General features: G+C 38.2%; 22 protein-coding genes and 1 riboswitch. Of the genes, 13 read left to right on the top strand and 9 right to left on the bottom strand.

All coding sequences use genetic code 11. The features are described 5' to 3' along the window. Positions 1–627 precede the first annotated feature (627 nt). Positions 628–987 (top strand): PadR family transcriptional regulator, encoded by a 360-nt coding sequence (locus BUB45_RS17455; protein ID WP_244527762.1) that lies wholly within the window; start codon positions 628–630, stop codon positions 985–987. Next, positions 965–1,561, top strand: coding sequence for an HAAS signaling domain-containing protein (locus BUB45_RS17450; RefSeq protein ID WP_073012847.1), 597 nt, complete (start codon positions 965–967; stop codon positions 1,559–1,561). The genes BUB45_RS17455 and BUB45_RS17450 overlap by 23 nt, the downstream gene beginning before the upstream one ends. A gap of 215 nt (positions 1,562–1,776) precedes the next feature. On the opposite strand, the gene BUB45_RS17445 is transcribed toward BUB45_RS17450, so the two are convergent. From BUB45_RS17445 to BUB45_RS17425, 5 genes are all read right to left on the bottom strand, one after another. Beyond that, positions 1,777–2,112, bottom strand: coding sequence for a PTS sugar transporter subunit IIA (locus tag BUB45_RS17445; RefSeq protein WP_073012845.1), 336 nt, complete (start codon positions 2,110–2,112; stop codon positions 1,777–1,779). A gap of 14 nt (positions 2,113–2,126) precedes the next feature. After that, positions 2,127–3,425: a PTS sugar transporter subunit IIC gene (locus BUB45_RS17440; RefSeq protein ID WP_073012843.1), complete on the bottom strand. Its 1,299-nt coding sequence runs from the start codon at positions 3,423–3,425 to the stop codon at positions 2,127–2,129. A gap of 12 nt (positions 3,426–3,437) precedes the next feature. Next, entirely contained in the window at positions 3,438–3,761 is a 324-nt protein-coding gene (locus tag BUB45_RS17435; protein ID WP_073012841.1) for a PTS sugar transporter subunit IIB, read from the bottom strand. Between the two features lie 19 nt (positions 3,762–3,780). Continuing rightward, positions 3,781–4,017 (bottom strand): hypothetical protein, encoded by a 237-nt coding sequence (locus tag BUB45_RS17430; RefSeq protein ID WP_073012839.1) that lies wholly within the window; start codon positions 4,015–4,017, stop codon positions 3,781–3,783. Positions 4,018–4,147: 130 nt separating this feature from the next. Continuing rightward, positions 4,148–6,766 (bottom strand): sigma 54-interacting transcriptional regulator, encoded by a 2,619-nt coding sequence (locus BUB45_RS17425; protein ID WP_073012837.1) that lies wholly within the window; start codon positions 6,764–6,766, stop codon positions 4,148–4,150. Between the two features lie 689 nt (positions 6,767–7,455). On the opposite strand from BUB45_RS17425, the gene BUB45_RS17420 reads away from it, so the two are divergent. Then, complete coding sequence (locus BUB45_RS17420) at positions 7,456–7,662, top strand: aspartyl-phosphate phosphatase Spo0E family protein (protein ID WP_073012835.1); 207 nt, start codon at positions 7,456–7,458, stop codon at positions 7,660–7,662. A gap of 248 nt (positions 7,663–7,910) precedes the next feature. Here BUB45_RS17420 and prpB read toward each other — a convergent pair whose 3' ends face one another. From prpB to mmgD, 3 genes are read right to left on the bottom strand one after another with little or no spacing between them, the layout of a single operon-like run. Next, positions 7,911–8,813, bottom strand: a complete 903-nt coding sequence (gene prpB / locus BUB45_RS17415; protein ID WP_073012833.1) for a methylisocitrate lyase — start codon at positions 8,811–8,813, stop codon at positions 7,911–7,913. Positions 8,814–8,831: 18 nt separating this feature from the next. Continuing rightward, entirely contained in the window at positions 8,832–10,268 is a 1,437-nt protein-coding gene (locus BUB45_RS17410) for a bifunctional 2-methylcitrate dehydratase/aconitate hydratase (protein ID WP_073012830.1), read from the bottom strand. A gap of 24 nt (positions 10,269–10,292) precedes the next feature. Next, entirely contained in the window at positions 10,293–11,399 is a 1,107-nt protein-coding gene (gene mmgD / locus BUB45_RS17405) for a citrate synthase (RefSeq protein ID WP_073012828.1), read from the bottom strand. A 148-nt stretch (positions 11,400–11,547) separates the two neighbouring features. On the opposite strand from mmgD, the gene BUB45_RS17400 reads away from it, so the two are divergent. The 6 genes from BUB45_RS17400 (at position 11,548) to BUB45_RS17375 (ending at position 17,955) form a co-directional block, all read left to right on the top strand. Further along, positions 11,548–12,417 carry a LysR family transcriptional regulator gene (locus BUB45_RS17400; protein WP_073012825.1) on the top strand — a complete coding sequence of 290 codons (870 nt, stop codon included), beginning with the start codon at positions 11,548–11,550 and terminating at the stop codon, positions 12,415–12,417. Between the two features lie 341 nt (positions 12,418–12,758). Then, positions 12,759–13,442: a GntR family transcriptional regulator gene (locus BUB45_RS17395; protein ID WP_073012823.1), complete on the top strand. Its 684-nt coding sequence runs from the start codon at positions 12,759–12,761 to the stop codon at positions 13,440–13,442. A 52-nt stretch (positions 13,443–13,494) separates the two neighbouring features. Continuing rightward, positions 13,495–14,838, top strand: coding sequence for a gluconate:H+ symporter (locus BUB45_RS17390; protein WP_073012820.1), 1,344 nt, complete (start codon positions 13,495–13,497; stop codon positions 14,836–14,838). Positions 14,839–15,021: 183 nt separating this feature from the next. Further along, complete coding sequence (locus BUB45_RS17385) at positions 15,022–15,579, top strand: O-acetyl-ADP-ribose deacetylase (RefSeq protein ID WP_073012817.1); 558 nt, start codon at positions 15,022–15,024, stop codon at positions 15,577–15,579. Positions 15,580–16,035: 456 nt separating this feature from the next. Continuing rightward, positions 16,036–17,256 (top strand): MFS transporter, encoded by a 1,221-nt coding sequence (locus tag BUB45_RS17380; protein ID WP_073012814.1) that lies wholly within the window; start codon positions 16,036–16,038, stop codon positions 17,254–17,256. Between the two features lie 126 nt (positions 17,257–17,382). Next, positions 17,383–17,955 (top strand): CBO0543 family protein, encoded by a 573-nt coding sequence (locus BUB45_RS17375; protein ID WP_073012811.1) that lies wholly within the window; start codon positions 17,383–17,385, stop codon positions 17,953–17,955. Positions 17,956–18,426: 471 nt separating this feature from the next. On the opposite strand, the gene BUB45_RS17370 is transcribed toward BUB45_RS17375, so the two are convergent. Continuing rightward, positions 18,427–20,607 (bottom strand): malate synthase G, encoded by a 2,181-nt coding sequence (locus tag BUB45_RS17370; protein WP_139300200.1) that lies wholly within the window; start codon positions 20,605–20,607, stop codon positions 18,427–18,429. A 154-nt stretch (positions 20,608–20,761) separates the two neighbouring features. Here BUB45_RS17370 and BUB45_RS17365 point away from each other — a divergent pair, with 154 nt between their 5' ends. From BUB45_RS17365 to BUB45_RS17350, 4 genes are all read left to right on the top strand, one after another. Beyond that, positions 20,762–21,646, top strand: a complete 885-nt coding sequence (locus BUB45_RS17365; RefSeq protein WP_073012806.1) for a LysR family transcriptional regulator — start codon at positions 20,762–20,764, stop codon at positions 21,644–21,646. A gap of 493 nt (positions 21,647–22,139) precedes the next feature. Beyond that, positions 22,140–22,358: a YuzF family protein gene (locus BUB45_RS17360; RefSeq protein ID WP_073012803.1), complete on the top strand. Its 219-nt coding sequence runs from the start codon at positions 22,140–22,142 to the stop codon at positions 22,356–22,358. Positions 22,359–22,373: 15 nt separating this feature from the next. Continuing rightward, a complete protein-coding gene (locus BUB45_RS17355) occupies positions 22,374–23,270 on the top strand; it encodes a manganese catalase family protein (protein ID WP_073012800.1) in 897 nt (298 codons plus the stop codon). Positions 23,271–24,075: 805 nt separating this feature from the next. Next, positions 24,076–24,177: riboswitch (SAM riboswitch) on the top strand. A gap of 95 nt (positions 24,178–24,272) precedes the next feature. Next, positions 24,273–25,373, top strand: coding sequence for a methionine biosynthesis PLP-dependent protein (locus BUB45_RS17350; protein ID WP_073012797.1), 1,101 nt, complete (start codon positions 24,273–24,275; stop codon positions 25,371–25,373). The last annotated feature ends 152 nt before the right edge of the window (positions 25,374–25,525 follow it).

Here is a 25,525-nt window from a genome sequence, read left to right as displayed (position 1 = left end):
TTCTCATTTCCACGACGAAAGCAACCTTTCGTCTCCATGAGCGTTACTTCGGGAAGTTCCTGCCCTAGATGTCCGACGAATCGGAGTTTCTTTCGTACCTTGGATATTTTACGCATGGAAGGATTCGCTTGGTTTTCGCATTATTAGTTTCTCCATGCAACCTCATATATCCAGTTTTCAAAGAACACTTCATGCTCTTATGGTAACATGCGTTCGGTCAATTAGCACGTCTAAAGACGTACTTGACCGAAAGCCAATTCATCTCCACCTTACCGCTGGGATTTCACCCTTCACACGCTTGAAGATGGAGACTTCTTGGCTAAAAACGTTAAAAAGTTGTAGTGCGACTCTGGAAGCTAACAAATTAGGAACTTCAAATAATTAATTGTACATCAAGGACTCCGCCTATAACCCCTATGAATTGTCTGTAAATTTCGAATAATTCATGTTGTAATAGATGCCAAAGATATATATGTAGTATTAACACCTATTTTTGTTGTAATAATATCTCATAGTGAACCATCCATTTTACCGATTTTTTAGAATAAAGAATACAAACTCTTTTCCCCATACAAAATTCGCAAAACTCAATGCAGTTCCCTATAGGTAAGGAAGGAGGTAGAAATATTGACCAATCATGATAGATGGTTTATTCAAATTCGAAAAGGCCTCGCTGAACTCGCTGTTATGATTCTAATGAAAGACAGTGCTGTGTATGGATACCAACTTACGAAAGCATTAAAAACCAATCCCATGTTTGAGCTTTCGGATGGGTCTATTTATCCACTTTTAAAAAGATTAGAAGCTAACCAACTAGTAGATACGTATTGGGATAACCCAGATACGGGCTTACGCAGAAAGTACTATCAACTATCTAAAAAAGGCGCGCAAGTTTTATCGGAACGATTAAACTTGTTTCAAGAATCGATGGATTTGTTATGGAAATTACAGAAGGAGGTTACGAATGATGAAGATCAAAAGCACTGATACTTATTTAAGAAAATTAGAAGAAGAGCTGATAGAATTACCGAAAGAGGAACGAAAAGCTATCGTAGCTGAAATTGAGGATCATTTCTCCAATGCCATCATGGAAGAAACAATGCAAGGTAATAGCAAAGAAGATGCCGAGCGCCTTGTACTTCAAACTTTCCATTCTCCTGATGTTTTAGCTGAATCCTATGTAACGCCTTCTAGCACGAGCAATTTCGATCAACTTACTATATCTGTTTTTATTATTGGCTTATGGAGTGCGGCAAGTGGGACTTTACTTGCACAATTACTAGATATTTATGATCTTGGCAGGTTAACTGCAGGTATGCTTGGGGTAGCTATTTCTATTATTCATCTATTCTGTAAAAAAGAGTGGCGAAAATTAGAAGTGCAAACATTACGTGCTTTCAAGTATGTCATCCCTTTCGTTTTGTTCCCTGCCTCCCTTTTCTTATTTTGGCTTCAAGGGGAGATTAACGTCTATACAATCACCTATTTAATTAGTTTTTGGATATTTATTGGACTATGTTATAGCTTATTTCAATGGTTTTATAAACGGGTGATGAGTTAATTGTTTCATGAAAAGCTGGTTATAAGGTAGCATACTGTAATCATTGGAAGATAGCAAAATATGAATGGAGGGAAGAAAGAGCAAACGCATTACGTTTAGTATTTTTTAGTATGCCTCATTTAACTACGATGTCATCCTATAGACCTAACGTGAATTCAAGTCAAAAAACTATCCCATAAACCTTTTGGATCTATGGGATAAAGTAGTAAACTTCTTTAATTCTTCTCTAGCTTTTCCAATCGCTTCTCTATACTCTCTGTTTTTTGCAACTGCGTAACCATACGCTTAATTAACTGAATTTCCGCTTGAGCTGTCATAATATGATCTTGTGCATGGATCATGAAAAAGCTTGGTGTCGCACTTTCACTTTGCCCTTGAATCAATTCCGTTTGATATTTATGTCCTTGAACAAATTCTTCATGCGCTTCTTCCAGTTTCTTTTCTGCTTCCGTAAAATCATATTCTTCTGCCGCATCTAATGCTTCATAAGCTGCACCGCGGGCATTGCCGCCGTGCAGTATGAGCTGCATCATAATCTCTTCTCCGTTCATTTCTAACACTCCTCTTAGTTGCCTACTGCTGCTGGTTCTTCCTCTTTTTCCTGCATAGTTAATTGTTTTTCATATTTCTTAAAGAATGGATAATAAATCACCGTAGCAATAATGGCGTTCATAATTTGCACTAATCCCGCTAACCATGAACCACCTGTGGCAATAAATCCGCCAAGGAAAATAGGTACTGTAAATGGTGGTTGAATAATAACCGGTGGCAAGATGCCAGTTGCAAATAAAATGTAGTTCACAGTAACAATAATTGCTGGTCCTAAAACAAATGGGATGATTAAAATTGGGTTCAACACGATTGGCACTCCAAAAATAACTGGCTCGTTAATATTAAACAGCGATGGGATAATAGCTGTTTTCCCTACTTGTTTTAATTGCGCTGAAGTTGAGAACAGCATAAAAATAACCAGTCCGAGCGTAGCACCAGACCCCCCAATATGTGTAAACATATGGAAGAATGGCTCTGTAACGATACCAGATGCTTCTGTACCTGCTTTCACAGCATCCGCATTCTCCGCTAGCTGCGTCATCCAAAATGGATACGCAACAGAAGAAACAACGTTCATCCCATGAATACCAATGGACCATAAAATAAGCATTAAAAGTATCATACCAAGTGCTGCCCAATACGAATTCGATGCACTAACTAATGGACTGAATAAATCCAGTACTAATTGCGGTAGTGTTACTTCATAATTCGCCCAAACGATCCAAGCGATAATCCAAACGAGCGGTAAAATAATCATAAATGGAATTAGTGCTCGGAATGTTCGCATCACATATGGCGGTACTCCCGCTGGCATTTCAAACGTAAAGCCTTTCTTAATTAAAAATCGCATGAGTTCTGTCGTAACAATCCCTAAAATGATGGCAACGAATAATCCTTGTCCACCTAAATAATTTAAAATATCGCCAAAAGGAACTTTCGTAATGTCCGTTACAGGAAAAGCAGTCATGAAAAAGGCCAACATAGAAAGTATCCCTGCCATCACCGCATCCATATCATGTCTCGTTGCTAAACTATAGCCAATACCAAATGATACCGTTAAAGCCATTAAACCAAATGTTAAATTAAATGGAAATAACAGTTCGGCTTGAATCGGTGACACTGCTCTTTCCCATGCTTGAATAGGTCCCCAATCGATAGCTGATGGTGGATTGGCAATAATTAAGAAAATAGCTCCTGTTATAATAACCGGTAAAGCAAAAATAACAAAAGCATCACGAATTGCTTGTAAATATTTGTTTTGCGCGATTTTACCTAAAGGTTCCATTAAATGATTTTCTAACCATTCAATCATTGTTCACGCCTCCTATTTATTCATCAATTTTAAAACTTGATCCAATACTTTATCGCCATCCATTAATGCGAAGGCACGTTGATCCACTAGGTCAACTGGGATGTCATATTGCTCTGCTGTTTTGGTCACTTCTTTCCTCAAATGGCGAACTTGTGGTTCGAGTAAAGCTACATTATAATTACTCGCTTTTTGCTTAAATTCACCTGTCCCTCCTGCGTCAACCGTTACAGACAGACCTCGATTCTCTGCTGCCTCTTGCACTTTTTTCGCTAATTGACTGGAAGTTGCTCCCCAACTACATAAAATAATTAATTTGATTTCTTGATTGTTTTCCATTTTCCATTTCTCCCATCTATTATTTCGTTTTGTTTTTCGCATGACTTAAAATGTTCTTCGCCATGCTATCCACTCTTTTATAGTGGCGCATAAGCCAATAAGAAAACCATGAAGCTAAACAAATGACGATTGAAAAAGCGATACCAAATCCTAAAATGAGATTTGCAGATTCTTGATTCGTCCATAGTGCATATATGCCGTACCCAACCCATATTGCTGTAAATAAAACGGCATACATCGTTAAAAACTTCTTCACTATCCTCCCTCCTCTCTGATTTGTGTCCTCTCACTTTCTATATATGCAAAAATCATGCCAACACAAACAAACCCTTTCAAATCAAGGGTTTCAGTCATTTTAAAAAATGTGTGCAAGATTTCTGCACACATTAACGCGACAATTTTTGTAATGCATTGCGAATCGGTTCATAAATTGGGAGATGGTATTTTGCTTCTAACTTGGTAAACAGTGGCTCCCAAATTTCCTTTTCTCCTTCTGCTACTGTAAACTGCCGATCAATTGGTACAGAAGCAAGCAACTGCTCCATATTATTTTGCAATTTTGCACCTACTAAACGATCCATTAAGCTACCAAGATGCATCCACATCCCTAACTTCCTATTTACATCCCAATGATAGTAGGTTGCAATAGGTTCCATATAATCATTTAAAATTGCTACTAATGATTGCGGATTAATAAATGTGACAATTTCCGCAAGCCCTTTAGACACAAGTGGAAAGACTTCATTCTGCTTTATTTCTCCTTCTCGTAATTTCGGAGATTTTCGCGTCACTTCTAATAATTTAGTCATTCTCGCAATGCCTTCTTCTTGTAAAAGCTCCCAAGCAGGAATATAAGGCACTCCTTCTATCGTAACAGGAACTGTTCCAATAATAGCGACAATATCATAATGTTGTTTTAACTCCTCCAACATGGAGGCATCTTTTGTAGTCGGATCAATGCGCACAGAACGAATGAGAACATCCTCATCTACTTCTGCTAATTGATCCTCAATCCACGATTCTAGTAATTGCGCAGCCCCTTCTCCTGTAAAACAAACGGTAGTAATCATACGCTTTTTTTCTACTGGGGAATAATTTGTTTTCTCTTTCACAAAAATAGTCATTGCTTTTTTCGTAGCTTGATACATTTCTTCTAAACGCACATTGGAAATAAGTGACTTTCTCCCCGCTTCTAGTACCATTGGTAAATTAACACTCGATAAGGTTTTTACTTCCACATCCAAATCATGCTTTATCGCATCTCCCATCGTTATTAAAGAGCCAATATCTACAAGTAAGAGCGCACCTTTTATATGTGTCATCGTACTTATCTTTTGCTTTACCTGCTGGTATATTTCTGTAGCTGAAACATGTAATGGCATATCAATCGCTTGAATGACTTCATTTCCTAATAACGTATTTGTCACTTCGGCCATGGAAGAAGCAGTAGCTTCCCCGTGTGTAACTAAAATAACCGCGATCGATTGCTCAGCGTGAAGCACATTGCTTTCGTTAGCCGTTAAAAAGTGAGCCAATAAGGCAATTTCTTCTTCTGGTAATGCTAATCCTATCGTTGTATGTAAATGGGTAGCTAACTGTTGCGCCGCTTCTCGGTATACTGGGTTAGGGTGCACAACAATGGGGAGTTCTTCCCTTGCTTCATGTTGATGGTTGCGATAATTTTGTAAATGCAAACCAATCACGTACAATTGATTATTATTAAACTGGACAGGCAAATCAGATAGTCGATTTTTAGCATCTAATAAAGCATGAAACAAATCCTCATCAATTAATTGTTGCCACCCTTGCTGCACAAAGTCAGGCTGACGATATTTCTTTGATAAATCAGCAATATATTTTTGAATGGTTGTATGAATTGATTGATGATCCGCTTGTTTAGCTATTTTTTGATAAATATTAGGGAGATGCTCACTAATCGCTTTTTCCCTTTCAATGGTAGAAGTTACTTCCCGTTGTTCTAAAGAAGAAGAGCTACCGAAGCTGGCAATATTATCTGGTAAATCTGCTATTTGAATTGTTACTTTTTCCTTCTGTTTATTTAAGTAACGTAAATAAGCGTGTGCACAAGCAATTTGAATGTCACTTTTTAATTGACCTATATTTCCCGGACAAGGATATAAGAGCAGCGCTTCACGGCTTTGATCTGTTATAGCTAAACTCGTATCCATTTTGTTCGCTTCTTGGCGCAAGAAATAATTAACAAGCTCTTCTCTTTCCTCCCAAGTTCTCTCTTTTAACGACGGTAATGTCAATTTAATCGAAAACCGCCGAACTAAAGCAGGAAGTAATGCCTTATGCGGATCTTCGGTGGTCGCTCCGATAATCGTAATCGTAGCATACCGATCTTTCGTCGCTTCTCCTAGCACACGATAAACACCTTTATCCATTAAATAAAACAACATCTCTTGACCAGAAGGAGGCAAGCGGTGAATTTCATCTAAAAAAAGGATACCTCCATCAGCTTTCTCTACAAGACCAGTTCGATCTTCATTCGCGCCCGTGAATGCGCCTTCTTTCACCCCGAAAATTTGTCCTACTAATAACTCTGCGTTTTGTGCGTAATCTGCACAGTTAAATGTTACAAATGGGACATCCCCTTGATCGCTCATCCGTTTTCTAGCTAATTTGCATAAAGTTTCTGCAAGATACGTTTTCCCCGTACCTGTTTCCCCCGTAAGTAAAATCGGGATATTTCGCGAAGGATATAATAAAGCTGCCATCCCTTGTTCTAAAATAGGACGCAAACTTTTGCCAATACCATCTGCATCGTTTAAGCCTGTCTCTTCCGCGTGCATATTTGCGATATATTTCACTGGTTTTCCTGGTACTTTTACGGCATCCTTTTGCTTTACTAACTCATTTAAGTAGCGACTCGCCGTAGAACGATCAATATGCAAAAGTCCGCTGACATCTTTCGCTGTTACTCCTTCCCGTTTGCCTGATTCTGTACGTAGCACCGCTTTTACTTCGTTTATTTTACTCATTATCGAAACCTCATTTACATTTATCTTTACACTCTTTTATTGTAACAGCTTACACAAATAATTACATAGATATCCTTTGCCCTTAGAAGCTGTAAGGCATTTTACAGTAGCCAAGAAACAAAATTCACAATGAATGCATGAAAACGTACTGCTATGAATTAAAATAAGTTACAAAATAGAAAACATGTGAGTTTTTTCGCAATAGATGACTCCACTCCTTAGAAAACGTTGTCTATTTTTAGACAACGAACCCCTTGGTCTTTCAACATTAAAAAATGTAGAAGGAGGCATGACTATTTATCAAAAATCAAATGTGACCGCTGCGGAAAAGGAGACAAGTATAAGAATCCTTTCTGTAGTTATCCTGTGGTGATTTAATCTATTGGAACGGAGCGTTTATCATGTACTAGATGCATGATAAACGAGGCTGCACGACTTGAAAAATGAGACTCATTAGCTTTTAAAAAATTACTACTAGGACATTTTAGGTAGTAATCATACTATTGATATTGCTATAATAATTGGGTGATAAGGAATCGTTTTTATAAATAATTTTGTCATATTTTCAGATGTTTTGACAACCTTTGTGGAAAGTATTGCAATTTAACAAATAAATGAGCATACTTATTTTTGTGTGTTTCCGACATAACACCTAAAAATTTTCAAATTAGAAAGGAAGATTTGTAACCATGAAAGTGATTGACCCAGATCCATCTAGATTGGCTGCAAGTATTCATGACAAAAAGCAAGAAATGATTACACTAGGTTTAAAGTACGGCTTAACTGATCGAAGAACTGTAAAATGCAGTCAACAGCTTGACAAGCTATTAAACTTACACAATAGTTTAAGACCTTTTTATGTAGCTAGCTTTACATTTCTTTATTTTCTAGCTTAATGCATACAATGAATGAATAATCACTCATTGTATTGGCGAAGTTATCTATGAATGGATGATTCCATTAATTGTGAAACAAAAAGGTGTCACTATTGTTTCTTTACCCTATATAGATGAGGCAGATAAACATTACTTCTTCTTTAAAAATCACATGTATCATTTACCATCGTTTATCTGCCTTAACCGTTTTTAGAATCTTCCCACACTAAAACAGACTCTACTGTTAACACAGTAAAGCCTGCTCTCAATTATTCTCCTAACACCGTTTTCGCAATATTTTTATCTAATGCTTCAAAGTCATCATATGAAATGGTTTCATACAGTTCTTTTCTCGTTTGCATATCTGTAACACCATTTTTTTGTGTACCTTCTTCTTTAATTAGCTTGAAGATTCGTTCATATGCTTTAGCTGCTACACGTAAAGAAGTTACTGGATAAATCACCATTTTAAAGCCCATACGTTGAAATTCTTCAGCAGTGATATAAGGTGTTTTTCCAAATTCAGTCATATTTGCTAAAAGTGGTGCATTGACTTTCTGCGCAAACACTTGGAACTCTTCATCCGTTTGTAACGCTTCGGGAAAAATCGCTTCTGCTCCAGCGGCTACGTATGCATTCGCTCGTTCAATGGCAGCGTCTAACCCTTCATTAGCTCGAGCATCGGTCCGAGCAACGACTACTAGCGAAGGAGCTACTTTTTTAATTGCTTGTATCTTTTGTTCCATCTCTTCTTTTGTGACAAGCTGTTTCCCGTTCAAATGACCGCATTTCTTTGGTAGCTGCTGATCTTCTATTTGCACTGCAGCAACATTCGCTTCAAACATCTCCTGAGCTGTCCGAGCTACATTTAACACACCGCCAAAACCAGTGTCAATATCTACTAAAGCTGGTAAGTTCGTAGCCCGAACTAAGTCTCTAGCCCTTTCAGCTACTTCCGTTGATGTTACCATTCCTAAATCTGGTAAGCCTTTACTAGCCGTATACGCTCCCCCAGATAGATACAGCGCATGGAAACCTGTTTGTTTAGCAACGAGCGCTGCCATCGCATCATGGGCTCCAGGAATTTGTAAAATCTCCTCTGCGTACATGAGCGCTTTGAATTGTTCTGCTAACTCTTTTTGTGTTTTCGGTTCATCGACAATCCATGCCATCTTTTGATGTCCTCCTCGTTACTTCGCAAATAATTCCATAAATTCGTTTACATCCATCTCCGCTAACTTACCATAATCATAACTAACAGATTCAATTTCCTGCAACTGTTTGCTAGCAAATTGTGTCGCCAAATTAGCTGCGTACTTGTCTAGTATCTTTGGAATTGCTTCTTCTCTGCGAAAACGATGCCCTAATGGATATTCACGTTCAATTGCTGCTGTTTGCGTACCATCTTTGAAATGAACTTGAACGGCATTTGCAATGGAACGTTTATTTGGATCTAAATAATCCTCTGTGTATGCTTTATTTTCTGTAACAACCATTTTATCACGCAACATATCCACTCTTGGATCAGCAGCAACATCATCCTCATAATCTTCTGCCACAATATTTCCTTTTAATAAACCGATAGCTGTTATATATTGCAAACAGTGATCACGGTCAGCTGGATTATACAACGGTCCTTTTTTATCAATAATGCGAATTGCTGACTCATGGGTAGAAATCGTAATGTGATCAATTTCATCTAAGCGTTCCTTTATCTCAGGATGAAGCTCAATCGCCGCTTCTGCTGCTGTTTGGGCATGGAATTCAGCAGGATAAGATACTTTAAAAAGTACATTTTCCATGACATAACTATCTAAAGGCTGTTTTAATACAAGCTCTTGTTTATTAAATAACACATCTTGAAAGCCCCAACCTGGAGCACTTAACGCCGTTGCGTAACCCATTTCCCCTTTTAAAGCCATTAACGCTAATCGGACAGCTCGGCTCGTTGCATCACCAGCAGCCCAAGACTTACGAGAGCCCGTATTCGGTGCATGACGATACGTACGTAAACTAGAATTATCAATCCAAGCATTGGATAATGCATGAATAATCTCTTCTTTCGTACCACCAAGCATTTTCGTTACGACAGCGGTAGAGGCGATTTTCACAAATAAAACATGATCAAGTCCGACACGATTCAAGCTGTTCTCTAAAGCAAGAATTCCTTGAATTTCATGTGCCTTAATTGTCATTTCTAATACATCTTTCACCTTAAGCGGCTCTTTTCCGTTCGCTATATTCTGGCGGCTAATAAAATCAGCCACTGCTAAAATAGCTCCAAGATTATCAGATGGATGCCCCCACTCTGCAGCAAGCCATGTATCATTATAATCGAGCCAACGAATCATCGCACCAATATTAAACGCTCCTTGCACAGGGTCTAATGTATGGGAAGTGCCAGGAACGCGCACGCCATTTGGTACTACTGTCCCGGGTACAATCGGCCCAAGATGTTTCGTACATTCTGGGTAATTAAGAGCTAATATCCCACAACCTAATGTATCGATTAACACATAATGTGCGGTAGAAAAAGCTTCTTCACTAGTAACTTCTTTATTTAACACATAATCTGCTATGTCTTCTAATAGTTGATCTGTCTTTCTTTCATCTTTCACTTGTACCATGCATGATCGCTCCTTCAATCTAGATTAATAACTTTCTCCAATGTAATGAACACGCGGACGGAATATGCGATTGTTGTTATGCTGTTCTATGACGTGTGCAGCTAATCCCGCTGTACGTGCGCTAAAGAAAATCGGCGTATAAAGACCGATTGGAATGCCAAGCATCCAATATACAGGTGCTGCATAATAATCGAGATTAGGATATAAACCTTTTTCCTCTCGCATTACTTTTTCTCCAGCTTCACACATTTCTAATAATGTGTAGTCTCCTTTTTTCTCACATAGTTGCTTTAAAGCGTCTTTCAACACTAACGCTCTTGGATCCATCTTCTTCATGTACACTCTGTGCCCAAAACCCATTACTTTTTCTTTATTGGCAAGCTTTCTTTGAATTAATTCTTCAAAAGCAGCGGCAGTTTTCACTTCATTTAGCATATACATTACCGCTTCATTCGCACCACCATGTAAATTTCCTTTTAAGGAGGCAACTCCCCCTGTCAAGGCTCCATAAAGGTCGGAATTTGTCGAAGCGATAACTCTAGCAGTAAATGTTGAATTTGGCATTTCGTGCTCACTATAAAGTAGTAATGTACGATCAAATATTTCCGCTTCAAACGCTGTTGGTTTCTCCCCTGTAATCATGTATAAAAAATTTGCACTGTACGAAAGTGTTGGATCCGGTTTGACAACCTCTTGCCCATGAATGAGACGAAAGCTATTTACCGTAATAGCTGGCAACTTGCCTAATAGCTCATACGCTCTACTTTTATTCGCTTCTAAAGAACGATTATCTATATCTCCATCATATCCAGAAAGCGCTGACAATCCTGTCCGCAATCCATCCATCGGGTGTGTTTGCTTTGGCAATAGAGATAAAATTTGCATCACTTGATCTGGTATATCGTAATTAGAGGTTAACTTCTTTTCAAGAGCCGTTTTTTCAGAGGCAGTTGGTAAGTTACCATCTAACAAAAGATGCACAACATCAATATAGTCATTATTTTGCGACAAATCGATTAATTCATGCCCGCGAATAATGATTTTTTCTTGTTCTGTGTCAAGAAATGATATAGCCGTCTCTGCTGCAATAACGCCATCTAAACCAGGAACAAACTGCTGCTTCGTACTCATAAACATCCTCCTCTAGGTTTTTCGATAATTTCCTTTATTTTCTCTATTTATATTATAGAATTGAATTGAAGATTAGGAAAATATATAATATTAATTACTAGACATAAAATTTTTCAATATCAGAATGCAAGAAAACGGGGTGTTTTTTATGAGAACGGAAGATTGGGAAATGTTAGCGGAATTATATCGGACGGAAAATATTACACAAGCTGCGCAACGGCTGTTTCTATCTCAACCGACGTTAACGTCTCGTATAAAAAAAATGGAAATGTATTATGATGTCCAGCTTATCATACGTAAACAGAGGGGCATTACGTTTACACCAGAAGGAGAACAATTGGCTCTCCACGCACAAAAAATGTTATATGAACAAAGAAGGATTGAAGAGCAGCTTCATAATATGAAAGATCAGTTTGCTGGCACGATTCGAGTCGGCGTATCAAATTTTTTCGCATTGAATAAAATGCCGAAATTGTTACGCTTATTTAAGCAAAATTACCCAGATGTGGAATTTCAAGTAGTCACAGGGTGGAGTAGCGAAATGCACCGCCTTATTTTAAATCATGATGTACATATTGGTTTCATCAAAGGGGATTATATTTGGAATGAAAATAAACATTTACTATATGAAGAAGAGATTTGTATTGCTTCTCCGTGGGATTTCCAATGGGAGGATCTTCCTCAATTACCTCGGATTGATTACCATACAGATGAGAAAATGAGGAGTATTGTCGATCAATGGTGGTATAGCACCTATAAACAAAATCCAAATATAAATATTCAAGTCAATCAAGTGGAAACATGTAAAGAAATGGTCATTCATGGACTTGGTTATGCCGTTATAGCCAATCTTGTCGTTCGTCCACACACCGATTTATTCATTAGACCCATTCATTTACCGTCGGGTGAATCCGTGACCAGAAAAACTTGGATGTACTATCATGAAGAAACGTTAAAGCTCAACATTGTAAAAGCATTCGTCCAGTTTATTGAAACGCTTGATGTAAAAGCATTATAGAAACTAAAAACACAAAGAACATGATGTAAAATGATAACGTGTGAAAACTTTAAAAACATCTTAGATACAAAGCGGATTTTGCGTGCAAAACCCAACACAGCGATGAGACACTATATAAGCCCTAAAAATTCTGTACTTTTTTATAGTGTGAAATAAAAAGTAATCTACTTCCTACTTGACCGGCAGGGCGGATTACTTTTTTGTGTTGGAATTGGTTAATCGTTACAAATGATCGTGTCTCTTTCATAGAATACGATATTAAAGCCTTTACATATACAGAGCACGTTTGATAGTATACTTGTATACAAGTATACTATCAAACGCGTATAAGGAGGATGAAAATGAATGCGCTTTATCCAGAGCAATGGTTACATAACTTGTCAACAGGAGAGAAAATAGCTGCCGAAGTTCGCATGCAAATTATTTCCAAAACAATTGGAAGCGATACCATAATATCCGAAAATAAGCTTGCTAAACAATATGATACGAGCCGGTCCCCTGTACGAGAAGCTCTAAAAATTCTCGCTTCTGAAGGCTTCATCCAACTTGAAAAGATGGGGACTGTAATCTTAGACTTTTCAGACAAAGATATTGAAGAGCTTTATGATATAAGAAAAATAATGGAACAATTTGTGCTTGAACGCATCATTCAGTTAGATACGGATGCTCTCGAACAACAGTTAATTAAAATTATCGACATGATGTCTATTGCAGTTAAATTTAAAGATGCTGAGAGTTTAACTGTTCAAGATTTGGATTTCCATGAAACAATCATTCGATCTATCAATCATAAGAGAATATTACTCATGTGGTCAAAAATGCGTCCAACTATGGAAAGCTTTATTTTATTGTCAATGAGACGAAGGTTTAAAGACGCCCCAAAGGATGCTGATAGAATTGTGCAAAATCATAAACTCATGCTGAAATCGATTCAAGATAAGGATAAAGTTTCTATTTCCAAAGCAGTTGAAAACAATTTTAACACGCACCATATGCTTGAAAAAGAAAGAAAACATCATCATTAATCTCCTGCAAACTTGAAGATACCTATACTAAACTAGAAAGAAGGAGAAATCTATGCCATTATTTATTGTCGCTTTAGGAATTATCGTACTACTGATACTGATTATGAAATGGAATATACATACCTTTATCTCTTTAATTATCGTTGCTTTTTTGATTGCCTTATCTCTAGGAATGCCTCTTAAAAACATTGTTGCATCTATTGAAAGCGGGATGGGAGGAACGCTAGGAAGTATCGCATTTGTCTTTGGATTAGGCGCCATACTTGGTAAGTTAATAGCCAATGCAGGAGGTGCCCAACGGATTGCTATTACACTGATTGAAAAATTTGGCGAAAAACAAATTCAATGGGCAGTCGTCATTGCTTCTTTCATTCTTGGTATAGCATTATTTTTTGAAGTAGGATTAGTATTACTTATTCCGATTGTGTATCAAATTGCCAAGCAAACAAAGGTTTCTTTCTTATCCCTTGGTCTACCAATGGTGGCAGCATTGTCTGTCACACATGGTTTTTTACCACCACATCCGGGGCCAACCGTCATTGCACAAGAATATAATGCAAATATAGGCATGGTTTTACTTTATGGAATCATTGTTGCTATACCAACTACATTCATTTCCGGACCGTTTTTTGCTAGATTTGCAAAAAAATGGGCTCCTACTGCTTTTGATAAATTAGAAAGCGGTAGCCTAGCAGAAATTGGAGAAGCGAAGCAATTTAAATTAGAAGAAACACCAGGGTTTGGTATTAGCGCATTTACAGCTTTATTTCCAGTTTTATTAATGATGTTATCTACCATAATCTCTTTATTCCAAGGCGATAAATCAGGTTTTATATTTAATTTTTTCACAATGGTTGGTTCACCGACGACCGTGATGCTTTTGTCTGTCTTATTAGCCATCTATACGATGGGATTAGCACGTAATATTCCCATGAAAGAGCTAATGAGCGCTGCAGAAAGTTCTATACGCTCTATTGCGATGATGCTATTAATTATTGGCGCAGGTGGAGCTTTAAAACAAGTTTTAATTGATGGTGGCGTTGGGGATTATGTTGCTATTTTATTTGACGGTAGTTCCATCTCGCCGATTATTTTAGCTTGGTTAATTGCAGCAGTCTTAAGAATTGCTCAGGGGTCAGCTACCGTCGCTGCATTAACGACAGCAGGGCTAGTTATTCCTTTAATGGCAGGGTCAGATGTTAATTTGGCACTAATGGTATTAGCTACAGGAGCTGGTAGTCTTATCGCATCCCATGTCAATGATACTGGCTTTTGGATTATTAAAGAGTCCTTTGGTTTAACAATAAAAGAAACATTTTTAACGTGGACGATGTTAGAAACAGTTATTTCTGTAAGTGGTCTTGCTTTTATCTTACTATTAAACATTTTCGTGTAATAGTTTATTGTTAACGCTTTATAAATTGAAAAACTACGGTCATCGCGTCTTGATAGCGATAAAACGCCTTCATCTACTTATACTTACCCATCATGTAAATGAAGCGATCTCTTAGGTGGACAATATCGTCTTTTTCAACCAGAATAAAAGTGGAAGTTCTCTAAATTAAAGGAGGGAGTTGGATTGCACATCTTAATTGGTGAAAATAGGTTGGAGTTAACCATTGGAGATATAACGAAAGAAAAAACAGAGGCAATCGTTAATGCAGCAAATGGCTCGCTGATGGGTGGCGGTGGTGTTGATGGAGCAATTCATCAAGCAGCAGGACCAGAATTATTGCAAGCTTGTCGTACAATCCGTAAACAACAGCTAAAAGGCGAGCCTTTAGGAACTGGAGAAGCTGTCATAACTGCTGGGTATCATTTACCTGCAAGCTATGTAATCCATACGGTAGGACCCATTTGGGATGACCATCATCCAAACCAAGACAAGCAGTTAGCAAGCTGCTACCTGCATGCACTTAAACTTGCTCAAGAACATCATCTATCAAGCATTGCATTTCCATCTATTTCTACTGGTGTATATCGTTTTCCTATTAAATTAGCAGCAGAAATAGCTATAAGAACAGTTACGAACTATTTGCAGACAGCAACATTTGGTCAAGTTAAAATCGTGCTCTTTTCCGAAGCTGACTTTCGTGTTTATCAATCTGCTTTGAAACATATAACCGATTCCCTTTAGCAATTCGAGCAAAAGTTAAGGATGAACAAAGGTGCAAGCGCCGTTTAGTAACGTAGCGAGTGGAACGAATTAACGGAGATAATGAAATCCTGCCACTAAAACAGAGGTATGCCGACATCGAGTTGAAGCCCGTTTTTAGTCGGCCTTCCTCTTTTTACGAACGAACCGATGATAACCTAGCTTAAGGCGATTTCGTGATTCCACCTAGTTGCTGGGCGATGGAGCCGGACGTGACTTTTTTCTAATTTTTCTAAACACCAAATAGTCTTTTCCCCCATTCTTTGAGTTTTGGGATAAAACCCTCTAAAATTATTTACTCTCCTTCCTTTTCTCTATGCCTCATCCATTATAGAAACAAAGTTTTATAATCTATATGCTCCAGCCATTATTTTCTGTATAAGAAAATTTGCTTTTGGCATGATAAGAGAAAAAGTGCAATGAATGGAGCATGTAAACATGACAAACCAACCTAAAACATGGAGTATTATTAGCATTGCCTCCATACCGCTTGTAATGACACTAGGAAACTCAATGCTTATCCCTGTACTACCAATTTTTGAAAAAGAAGTAGGGATTACCTCCTTTCAATCAAGTATGGTCATAACAAGCTACTCGATAGCTGCCATTTTTCTTATTCCAGTAGCAGGCTATTTATCGGATCGCTACAGTAGAAAAATCGTTATTTTAATCAGTTTAATTTTCGCTTTTATTGGTGGTTTAATTGCCGGTTTTGCCTCGTGGAAACTAACAGAACCTTTCACATGGATTATTATTGGTCGTATTCTCCAAGGCATAGGAGCAGCCGGGGCCTTCCCTATTGTACTGCCTTTAGTAGGAGATTTATTTAAAGGCGATGATGAGAAAACAAGCGCTTGCTTAGGTATTGTTGAAACATCGAACACGCTCGGAAAAGTACTAAGCCCTATACTCGGCGCACTATTTGCCGCTTTTTTATGGTATATACCTTTTTTCTCTATTTCTGTTTTTAGTATTATTTCTACTGTGCTCATTTATTTTTTTATCAAAGTACCAAAACAAGCAGACGAAGTAGAACCTCTGCGAAAATTTATCCAGAGAACAAAAAACACCTTTAAAACAGAAGGTAAATGGCTATATACCGTGTTTTTAATTGGAATTCATTTCATGCTTATCCTATTCGGTGTTTTGTTTTTTCTCTCTGATATCTTCGAAAAACAGCATCAACTATTTGGAGTGACAAAAGGGTTTGTATTAGCTATTCCGTTGTTTGGACTTTGCCTCGCATCGTTTATTACTGGGCGGAAAATAAAGGGGGACTTAGCGACGATGAAACGTGTGTTATTAGTTAGTTTGCCTATTGTCGCAGTAACTGTCGTGTTCATTGGCTTTTCAAGTAATAACTTGTATCTATTGTTAAGCGTTTCTTCCATTTTAGGAATTGCTATTGGCGCTGTACTGCCTACATTAGACGCACTGATTACCCAAGGAATTGATAAAGAAGAGCGAGGAACGATTACGGCCTTCTATAGTTCTTCACGTTTTATCGGTGTCGCTTTAGGTCCCCCAGTTATATCTTTAGCAATGCGCCACTATATTCATTTCAGTTATATAACCATGGGGATCGTTAGTTTTTTGTTGGTTTTTTTTGTATGGTTTTTTATACGTGGAGAAGAAGCTATTATTGCAGAAAGCGGATAAAAAGAATCTTTAATCAGTTGGAGATAATTGGGAGTCTTGATTAAAAGAGACGCTTCTCCCTCCCCCATACATATTTTTTTCCTATAAACAAATAATAAAAACAGCTTAAATGATAAGGAGTATTCTATGACAGTTAAAGAGGGTTTAGAACAATCAGATGCAGCAGCAGAAAAATTAATTGAAATTAATCGAATAATTACAGATGCCGTGTTCCAAGCTTTTCTATTCTCATGGCAGTGGTGGTTAGGCATTATTTTATTTGTCGTTCCCTGGATACTTTGGGTTATATTTAGAACGAAACATAGTACAGGACGTTTGTTAGGTTGCGCCTTTCTAACCATTGCGCTATCTTTACTAATTGATTTAGTCTCATTATCTTACGGATTATGGTCTTATCCTATGAAATTTTCACCTATCTCACCGATTCTTTTTCTCCCTTATCATTTAGCTTTAGCTCCTGTTGCTGTTATGTTTGTGTTGCAAATCAAACCAAAAGCAAATGCCCTTATAAAAGGGAGTATTTTTGCAGCTATTGCGGCTTTTGGTGGAATGAACCTTTTCAACGCATTAGAATTTTACAATCCAAAAAACTGGTCCACATTTTATGACTTTTTTATCTTTCTATTTTTATTTTTTGCCTCTTATTGGTTATTCCATATTCAAGGCTACGAAAAAATTGCTGCAAGAAAACATACGTAGACTCTTTTAATTTTTCTTGTTACGTAAAGGATAGTACACGCTCAAGGTATACATATGCTGTTCTTTCATTACCAGCGGATTTTCTATAGTTACAAAAGAGGATGCCACCGTTTTACTTATACGATAAACCGTGAAATAGGAACAAAGGCTCGGGGCGCCCGTTTTGCAACGTAGCGAGTGGAACGAAGCAACGAAAGTTTTAGGGATCATGCTCCTGCAACAGAAGTATGCCGGGTAGGGCGGCAAGACCGTCTTTAGTCGGCCTTCCTATTTAGAACGAACTGATGATGACTTAGCTTAGGGCAATGGAGTGAAGTCGCCTAGTTGCTGGGCGCTGGAGCCGGGCGTGGCTAAATAACTTAGTTCATTTATCTACAGCTGCAAATTTTAATATTTCCATAAATTTGCTAGACCATGAAAAAAGGAAAGGCAAAAAATCACCTTTCCTCTCTTTATGAAAACCATTTCTTTTTATTGTTTGGATAGTAATTCGCTTTGTTTCACTTCAAGACGTCTACGGTGCAAAATAGGCTCGGTGTATCCATTAGGCTGTTCTTTTCCTTTAAATATAAGGTCACAAGCTGCTTGAAAGGCAATCGAACGATCGAAATCTTGAGCCATCGGATGATAATTTTTATCGCCTTCGTTTTGCTTATCCACCATTTTTGCCATTCTTTTTAAGGAATCCATCATTTGTTCTTCTGTGCAAACACCATGATACAACCAATTAGTTAACATTTGGCTGGAAATTCGTAACGTTGCTCGATCCTCCATTAAACCAATATGATGAATATCAGGAACTTTCGAGCATCCTACGCCTTGGTCTACCCAACGAACGACATAGCCAAGCAATGTTTGACAGCTATTATCTAACTCATTTTGTATTTCCTCATGCGACCAATTTGGTTGCTTAGCAATTGGCACTTGCAACATATCAGTCTGATAACTTTGCTTCTCTTTGGCAAGCTGATCTTGAACTGCTTTTACGTCCACTTCATGATAATGCAATGCATGTAATGTCGCTGCTGTTGGCGACGGTACCCAAGCCGTGTTCCCACCTGCTGTAAGGTGACTAATTTTTTGTTTAAGCATATCAGCCATTAAATCTGGCATCGCCCACATTCCTTTACCAATTTGCGCCTTCCCTCGTAACCCTGCTTGCAGCCCTGTTTGCACATTATTTTTTTCGTATGCCTGTAACCAAGCCGATGGCTTCATTTCCCCTTTACGAATCATTGGACCGGCTTCCATAGATGTATGAATTTCATCACCTGTTCGATCTAAAAATCCCGTATTAATAAATACGACGCGTTCTTTTACTTGATAAATACAGTTTTTTAAATTTAATGATGTTCTTCGTTCTTCATCCATAACCCCGATTTTAATCGTATATCGCTCTAAATCTAACATATCTTCAATTCGATGAAACAATTCATTCGCAAATGCAACTTCTTTTGAGCCATGCATTTTTGGTTTTACAATATAAATTGAACCTGCTGGTGAATTTCGATAACGCCCGCTTCCTAATAAATCGTGTTTTGCCATAAGTGAAGTGAACACGCCATCCATGATCCCCTCGGGGATTTCTTCTCCGTTTTTCGTGAGAATCACATTCGTTGTCATTAAGTGCCCTACATTTCGCACAAACATCAGCACTCGTCCAGACAATGTAATCGCTTCTCCATTTGGACCTTTATACGTACGATCCGCATGCAACGTTCTGGTGATTTCTTTTTCATTTTTGGTGAATGTGGCGGATAAGTTACCTTTATTTAATCCTAACCAATTTCGGTAAACAAGCGTTTTATCTTCTGCATCCACAGCAGCTACAGAATCCTCACAGTCCATAATTGTCGTTGTCGCTGCTTCTAATACAATATCTTTCACCCCAGCAACATCTGTTTTACCTATTGGATGCGACGGATCTATTTGTACTTCAACGTGTAAGCCGTTATGAACGAAAAGAATAGCTGTTGGCGATGCTACATCACCTTGATAACCAACAAACTGCGCCGTATGTTTTAATGCCGTTGTTGCACTATTTTCTAAGCTAATATGCAAATTCCCTTCCCTTACAAAATACCGAGTCACTTCTGCATGAGACCCTGTTTGCAGTGGAAAATGATCGTTTAAAAACTTTTTCCCAAATTCGATTACCCGTTGACCGCGAATGGGATTATACGACGCCCCCTTTTCCGCGCCATCTTCTTCAGAGATCACATCTGAACCGTACAATGCGTCGTAAAGCGACCCCCATCTCGCATTGGCAGCATTTAGCGCATAACGTTCATTATCAATAGGGACAACTAATTGCGGCCCTGCTTGCTTTGTAATCGTATCATCCACATTTTCGGTTGTAATCGTAAAATCATCCACTTCTGGCTCTAGATAGCCAATCTCCTTTAAAAATGACGTATACGCTTCTTGATCTTCAAAATCATTTGTTTGAAGCCAGTCATTTATTCTTTGTTGCATTTTCTCTCTTTCAACCAATAATGCTTTGTTCTTAGGTGTCAAATCGGTAACGAGTTCATCAAAATCTTGCCAAAACTTCTCTTGATTCAATCCCGTATCTGGTAATGCTTCCTTGTTAACAAATTCATAAAGTTCTGTAGCAATTTGCAGATTTCCTTTCGTTATATACGCTGTCAATGTTATCCCCCTCTGTAATGCTTTATTTACTCTATTGTAATGTTAAAAATCATAAAATTGAAATATCCGTTTTGCATAAGTGTTATTCCTTTTAGCTATTGATTTTAGTATAATAATGAAAAACAGGAATTTAACAAACGGAAGGTCGGATTATATGGACATTCGTCAAGTTGAGTATTTCATTGCTGTAGCCAATAAACAAAATTTCACCAAAGCTGCCTCCGCGCTTCACATCTCCCAGCCTTCCTTAAGTAAAGCAATTAAAAATTTAGAAAATCAGCTCGGTGTTACTTTATTTTATCGAGGTGGAAAAAAGATTGAACTGACAGATGCGGGCGCTGCGTTTTTAGGGAACGCCAAACAATTTATCGAAGCTTATGAAAATCTAACAACGGAAATGTATGACGTGGTGCAATTAAAAAAAGGACAAATAAAAATTGGCATCCCTCCCATTATTGGCGCTACTTTTTTTTCTAAATTAATTAGTCAATACAAAGCAGCGCACCCCTCCTTTCATATTGAACTAAACGAAGTGGGTAGTAATTTAATTCAACATGGGGTAAAAGAAGGAGAGTTAGATGTTGGCCTCATTTGTAATCTACCAGTAGAAAAACACCACTTTTCTACCATAAACCTGTTAAAAGACCCTTTAATGGTCGTTGTCCAAAACAATCACCCTCTTGCTTCTAAAAAATCTGTTGCATTGCCAGATTTACAGGATGAACCATTTATTTTATATCAGCAAGATTTCTCTTTACATGACCGGATTATAGAAGCCTGCCAACAATACGATTTTATGCCAAATGCCGTCTGTAAAAGTTCGCAGCGAGACTTCATGATCGAAATGGTGGAAGCAAACTTAGGCATCGCTCTTTTCCCTAGTAAAATTTGTAAACAACTGCTCCATCACGATGTTCAAGCTATTCCTTTCAAACAACCAAGGCTTCATCTGGAGTTGGCACTTATTTGGAAAAAAGATAAATATTTGCCGTATGCCGTACGTGAGTTTGTCACTATGGCAAAAGATTTCACAAATTAAGTTCATTTAGAAAAACTTGGCTTACTGCCAATCCATTTAGAGGTAGACTTAGTTTTTCTTATACTATAATCAATAGTAATTCTATGCTTTCCTATAGTGGAACAAAGGCGTAAGTGCCCATTTAGCAACGTAGCGACCGGAAAGCATCAACGGTGATAAAGGTATCATACCACTAAAACAAGGGTATGCCGACGTCGAGCGGCAAGCCCTTGTTTAGTCTGCCTTCATTCTTCTTAGCCAAGAACCAATGATGACTTATCATAGGGTAATTCGTGCTGGATTTGCTTAAACTGTAGCAACTCGTGGATAATTGTGAACTTCAGCAACTTTTCATGAAATTCAAGCAATTTTTAATAAACTTCAGCAACTTTTCATGAAATTCAAGCAATTTTTAATAAACTCCAGCAACTTTTCAACTTGTCCAACGAATAACCTACTTTTTGTCGTCATAGCCTAGTTGTAGTGAGTATCCATCATAAAGGGAGGCTGAAAAATGAACGCACAAACACCATCATTTACAAGTGCTTTTGACCCTTACGTATACCAAACTTTACAGTCAATAACAGGTGCCACGCTCATTGTACAAACAACACAAGGAACAGTGACAGGTAGCTTAAAAACAGTAATGCCTGACCATATCGTTTTAGAATCGGGCGGATCTTCATTCTATATTCGTATTCAACAGATTGTTTGGGTGATTCCGAAAAGCTAAAGAAGGAGGCTTATCATGTTTAAACGTGAAAACCGCATGTTAATTGAACTGCCTGTTCCTGAACACGGCGACCCTAATGCTGCAGCAGCGGTTCAAGAATTATTAGGTGGGAAATTTGGCGAAATGTCTACATTAAATAATTATATGTTTCAATCGTTCAATTTCCGCCAAAAAGATAAGCTTAAACCATTTTACGATCTTGTAGCAAGTATAACAGCTGAAGAATTCGGCCATGTCGAACTTGTTACGAACACAATTAATCTCCTCTCAAAAGGAAACACCTTTTACACTGGAAACCCAGATGTCACCCCGTTACGCGAAGGAAAAGACAGCCGCAATACGTATCAATTTATCGCCACTGCTCAAACAGCACTTGTAGGTGACTCCATGGGTCGAGCATGGACAGGAGATAATGTCTTTAGTAGCGGCAATCTTGTCTTAGATTTACTACACAATTTCTTTCTTGAAGTCGGCGCTCGTACACATAAAATGCGCGTTTACGAAATGACAGAACATGAAACAGCACGAGAAATGATTGGTTACTTATTAGTTCGTGGAGGTACACATGTGCTAGCCTATGCGAAAGCCTTAGAAATCGCAACAGGGGTTGACGTTAAAAAGCTTATCCCAATTCCTGATTTATCGAACACGAAGTTTGATCATGCTCGAAAATTTGAAGAACAAGGGTTAGCAAATGTTTTATACACGTGGAATGATGTGGGAGATTATAACGATATCCGACAAATTTGGAAAGGAGACAATCCAGAGAATGGAGAGAAGCTAATCGTCAAGGAAGGAATACCAAAAGGAGGCCCTATCCCTAATTTAGAAGATCTTCCTGAACAATTTGCACCTGGCATTGATAAAGATGATTATCAAAAAATTGCTAAACGGTTAATGGAAAACATGTAAGTATGATGAACTCCGTAGTGTTTACGGAGTTCATCATACAATATTTATGTAGAACTTACATCTATTTCATGCGAGCATGAGCGGATTTCAAGCGCGGGGCTTGCGGAATTACGACGAGCATGAGCGGATTTCAGTGCGAGAGAGCGTAATTGTGACGAACATGAGCGATTTCAACGCGGGGCGAGCGGAATTACGATGAACATGAGCGATTTCAACGCGGGGCGTGCGGAATTACGACGAACATGAGCGATTTCAACGCGGAGCGTGCGGATTTGCGACGAGCATGAGCGGTTTCAAGCACGGGGCGTGCGGATTTGCGACGAACATGAGCGATTTCTGCGCGGGAGAGAGCGGATTGTGACGAGCATGAGCGATTTTATGCGCGGGGCGTGCGGAATTACGACGAGCAGGAGCGATTTCAACGCAGGAGAGAGCGGATTGTGACGAGCATGAGCGCATTCCGGACAGGAGCGTGCGTATTTCATGCGAACATGAGCGATTTCCAGCGCGGGAGAGAGCGTAATTGCGACGAGCATAACCTTTTTATTTTTATTCTACGAGCAAATACATTGGCTACGCAAGTTCATTCCTCCAATTATACATCTTTCATAATCTTTTGGTGAATGATTACCACGATGAGAACCTTCCGCAAAAACTATATTATTCTGGCTACGTTTCGAGCACAAAAAAGATTCACCACAGTTGGAAGAAGCCGAACCCTTAAATTGTGGAGACAAAATCCCCTTGACTTTTATGGAACTTCATTGTATTCTAAAATTCAATCTTTTAAAATTTAATAAAAATTTTCTTATCCAGAGAGGTGGAGGGACTGGCCCTTTGATACCTCGGCAACAGACCGCATGCGGTACTGTGCCAATTCCAGAAGCATAGCGCTTGAAGATAAGAAGAAGATCCTTTTCAACATATTAGGAAACCTCTTCTTATTTCAAGGAGAGGTTTTTTGCATCCTCTCCTTGTAACCATTTTTAAGGAGATGATAAAGTGTTACAACAAACACGTGAAACTAGCATGGTGCAACTAGGAAACCGAAGTGATCTTCGTACTGGAGCAGTTAATCCACCTATTTATTTATCAACTGCATTCAAACATGATGGCATTGGACAGTCAACCGGGTATGATTACAGTCGCACGAAAAATCCAACTCGATCCCTGTTAGAAGAAGGTGTTGCGAAGTTAGAATCTGGTAAGCAAGCTTTTGCTTGTAGTTCAGGCATGGCAGCTATACAGCTTGTTCTTTCCCTTTTTCAAGCTGGTGATGAAATCATTGCTTCAGAAGATATTTATGGTGGGACGTATCGTTTGTTGGAACAGTACACAAGAGCATACCATTTTAACATCTGTTATGATCCCTTTACCAATTTCAAAGAAACGGAAACAAATATAACGAATAAAACAAAAGCAATATTTATTGAAACACCGACAAATCCATTAATGCAGGAAATAGATATTACCTCTATTGCTCATCTAACTAAAAAACATGATCTATTGCTTATTGTTGACAACACATTCCTTACACCCTATTTGCAACGCCCTTTAGAACTTGGCGCTGATATTGTTATTCATAGTGCAACAAAGTATATTGGTGGGCACAATGACGTATTAGCTGGTTTAGTAGTTACCGACGATGAACCGATCTGTGAACAACTTGCTATAATGCATAATACATCTGGGGCAGTACTCTCTCCATTTGACAGTTGGCTGTTAATTAGAGGATTAAAAACGCTATCCTTGCGTATGGAAAAGCACGAAACAAATGCCCAAGAGTTAGCCGATTTTTTAAACAACCATCAAGCAGTAAAAGAGGTGCTTTATCCTGGTAAAGGTGGTATGTTATCTTTTCGTTTACATGATAACAAGTGTGTAGATCCTTTTTTACAGCAATTACAACTGATTACCTTCGCTGAAAGTCTAGGTGGTGTGGAAAGTTTTATCACGTATCCAGCAACACAAACGCATGCGGATATTCCCATTAATAAACGTACTAAGCGTGGCATTGATGACTGTTTATTACGCTTTTCTGTCGGAATAGAGCATGTGAATGATTTAAAACATGATTTGCAGAACGCATTACAGGCATTTTAAATTTGGGCTTGCCGGGACTTTATAACAAAAGTTTTATTTAATTCATAGTAAATAGGGTGCTAGCTCTCACCCAAAGCTAACCATAACTATTTTTTCGAAATAGGTTGACATTGAATTTTTTTCCGTTTATAGTATAACTTACATTCAGAATA

This window comes from Virgibacillus chiguensis (assembly GCF_900129865.1).
Classification (GTDB): Bacteria; Bacillota; Bacilli; order Bacillales; family Amphibacillaceae; genus Virgibacillus; species Virgibacillus chiguensis.
Note: the sequence above shows the minus strand (reverse complement) of the source record. Positions and strands in the feature narration are given on the sequence as shown.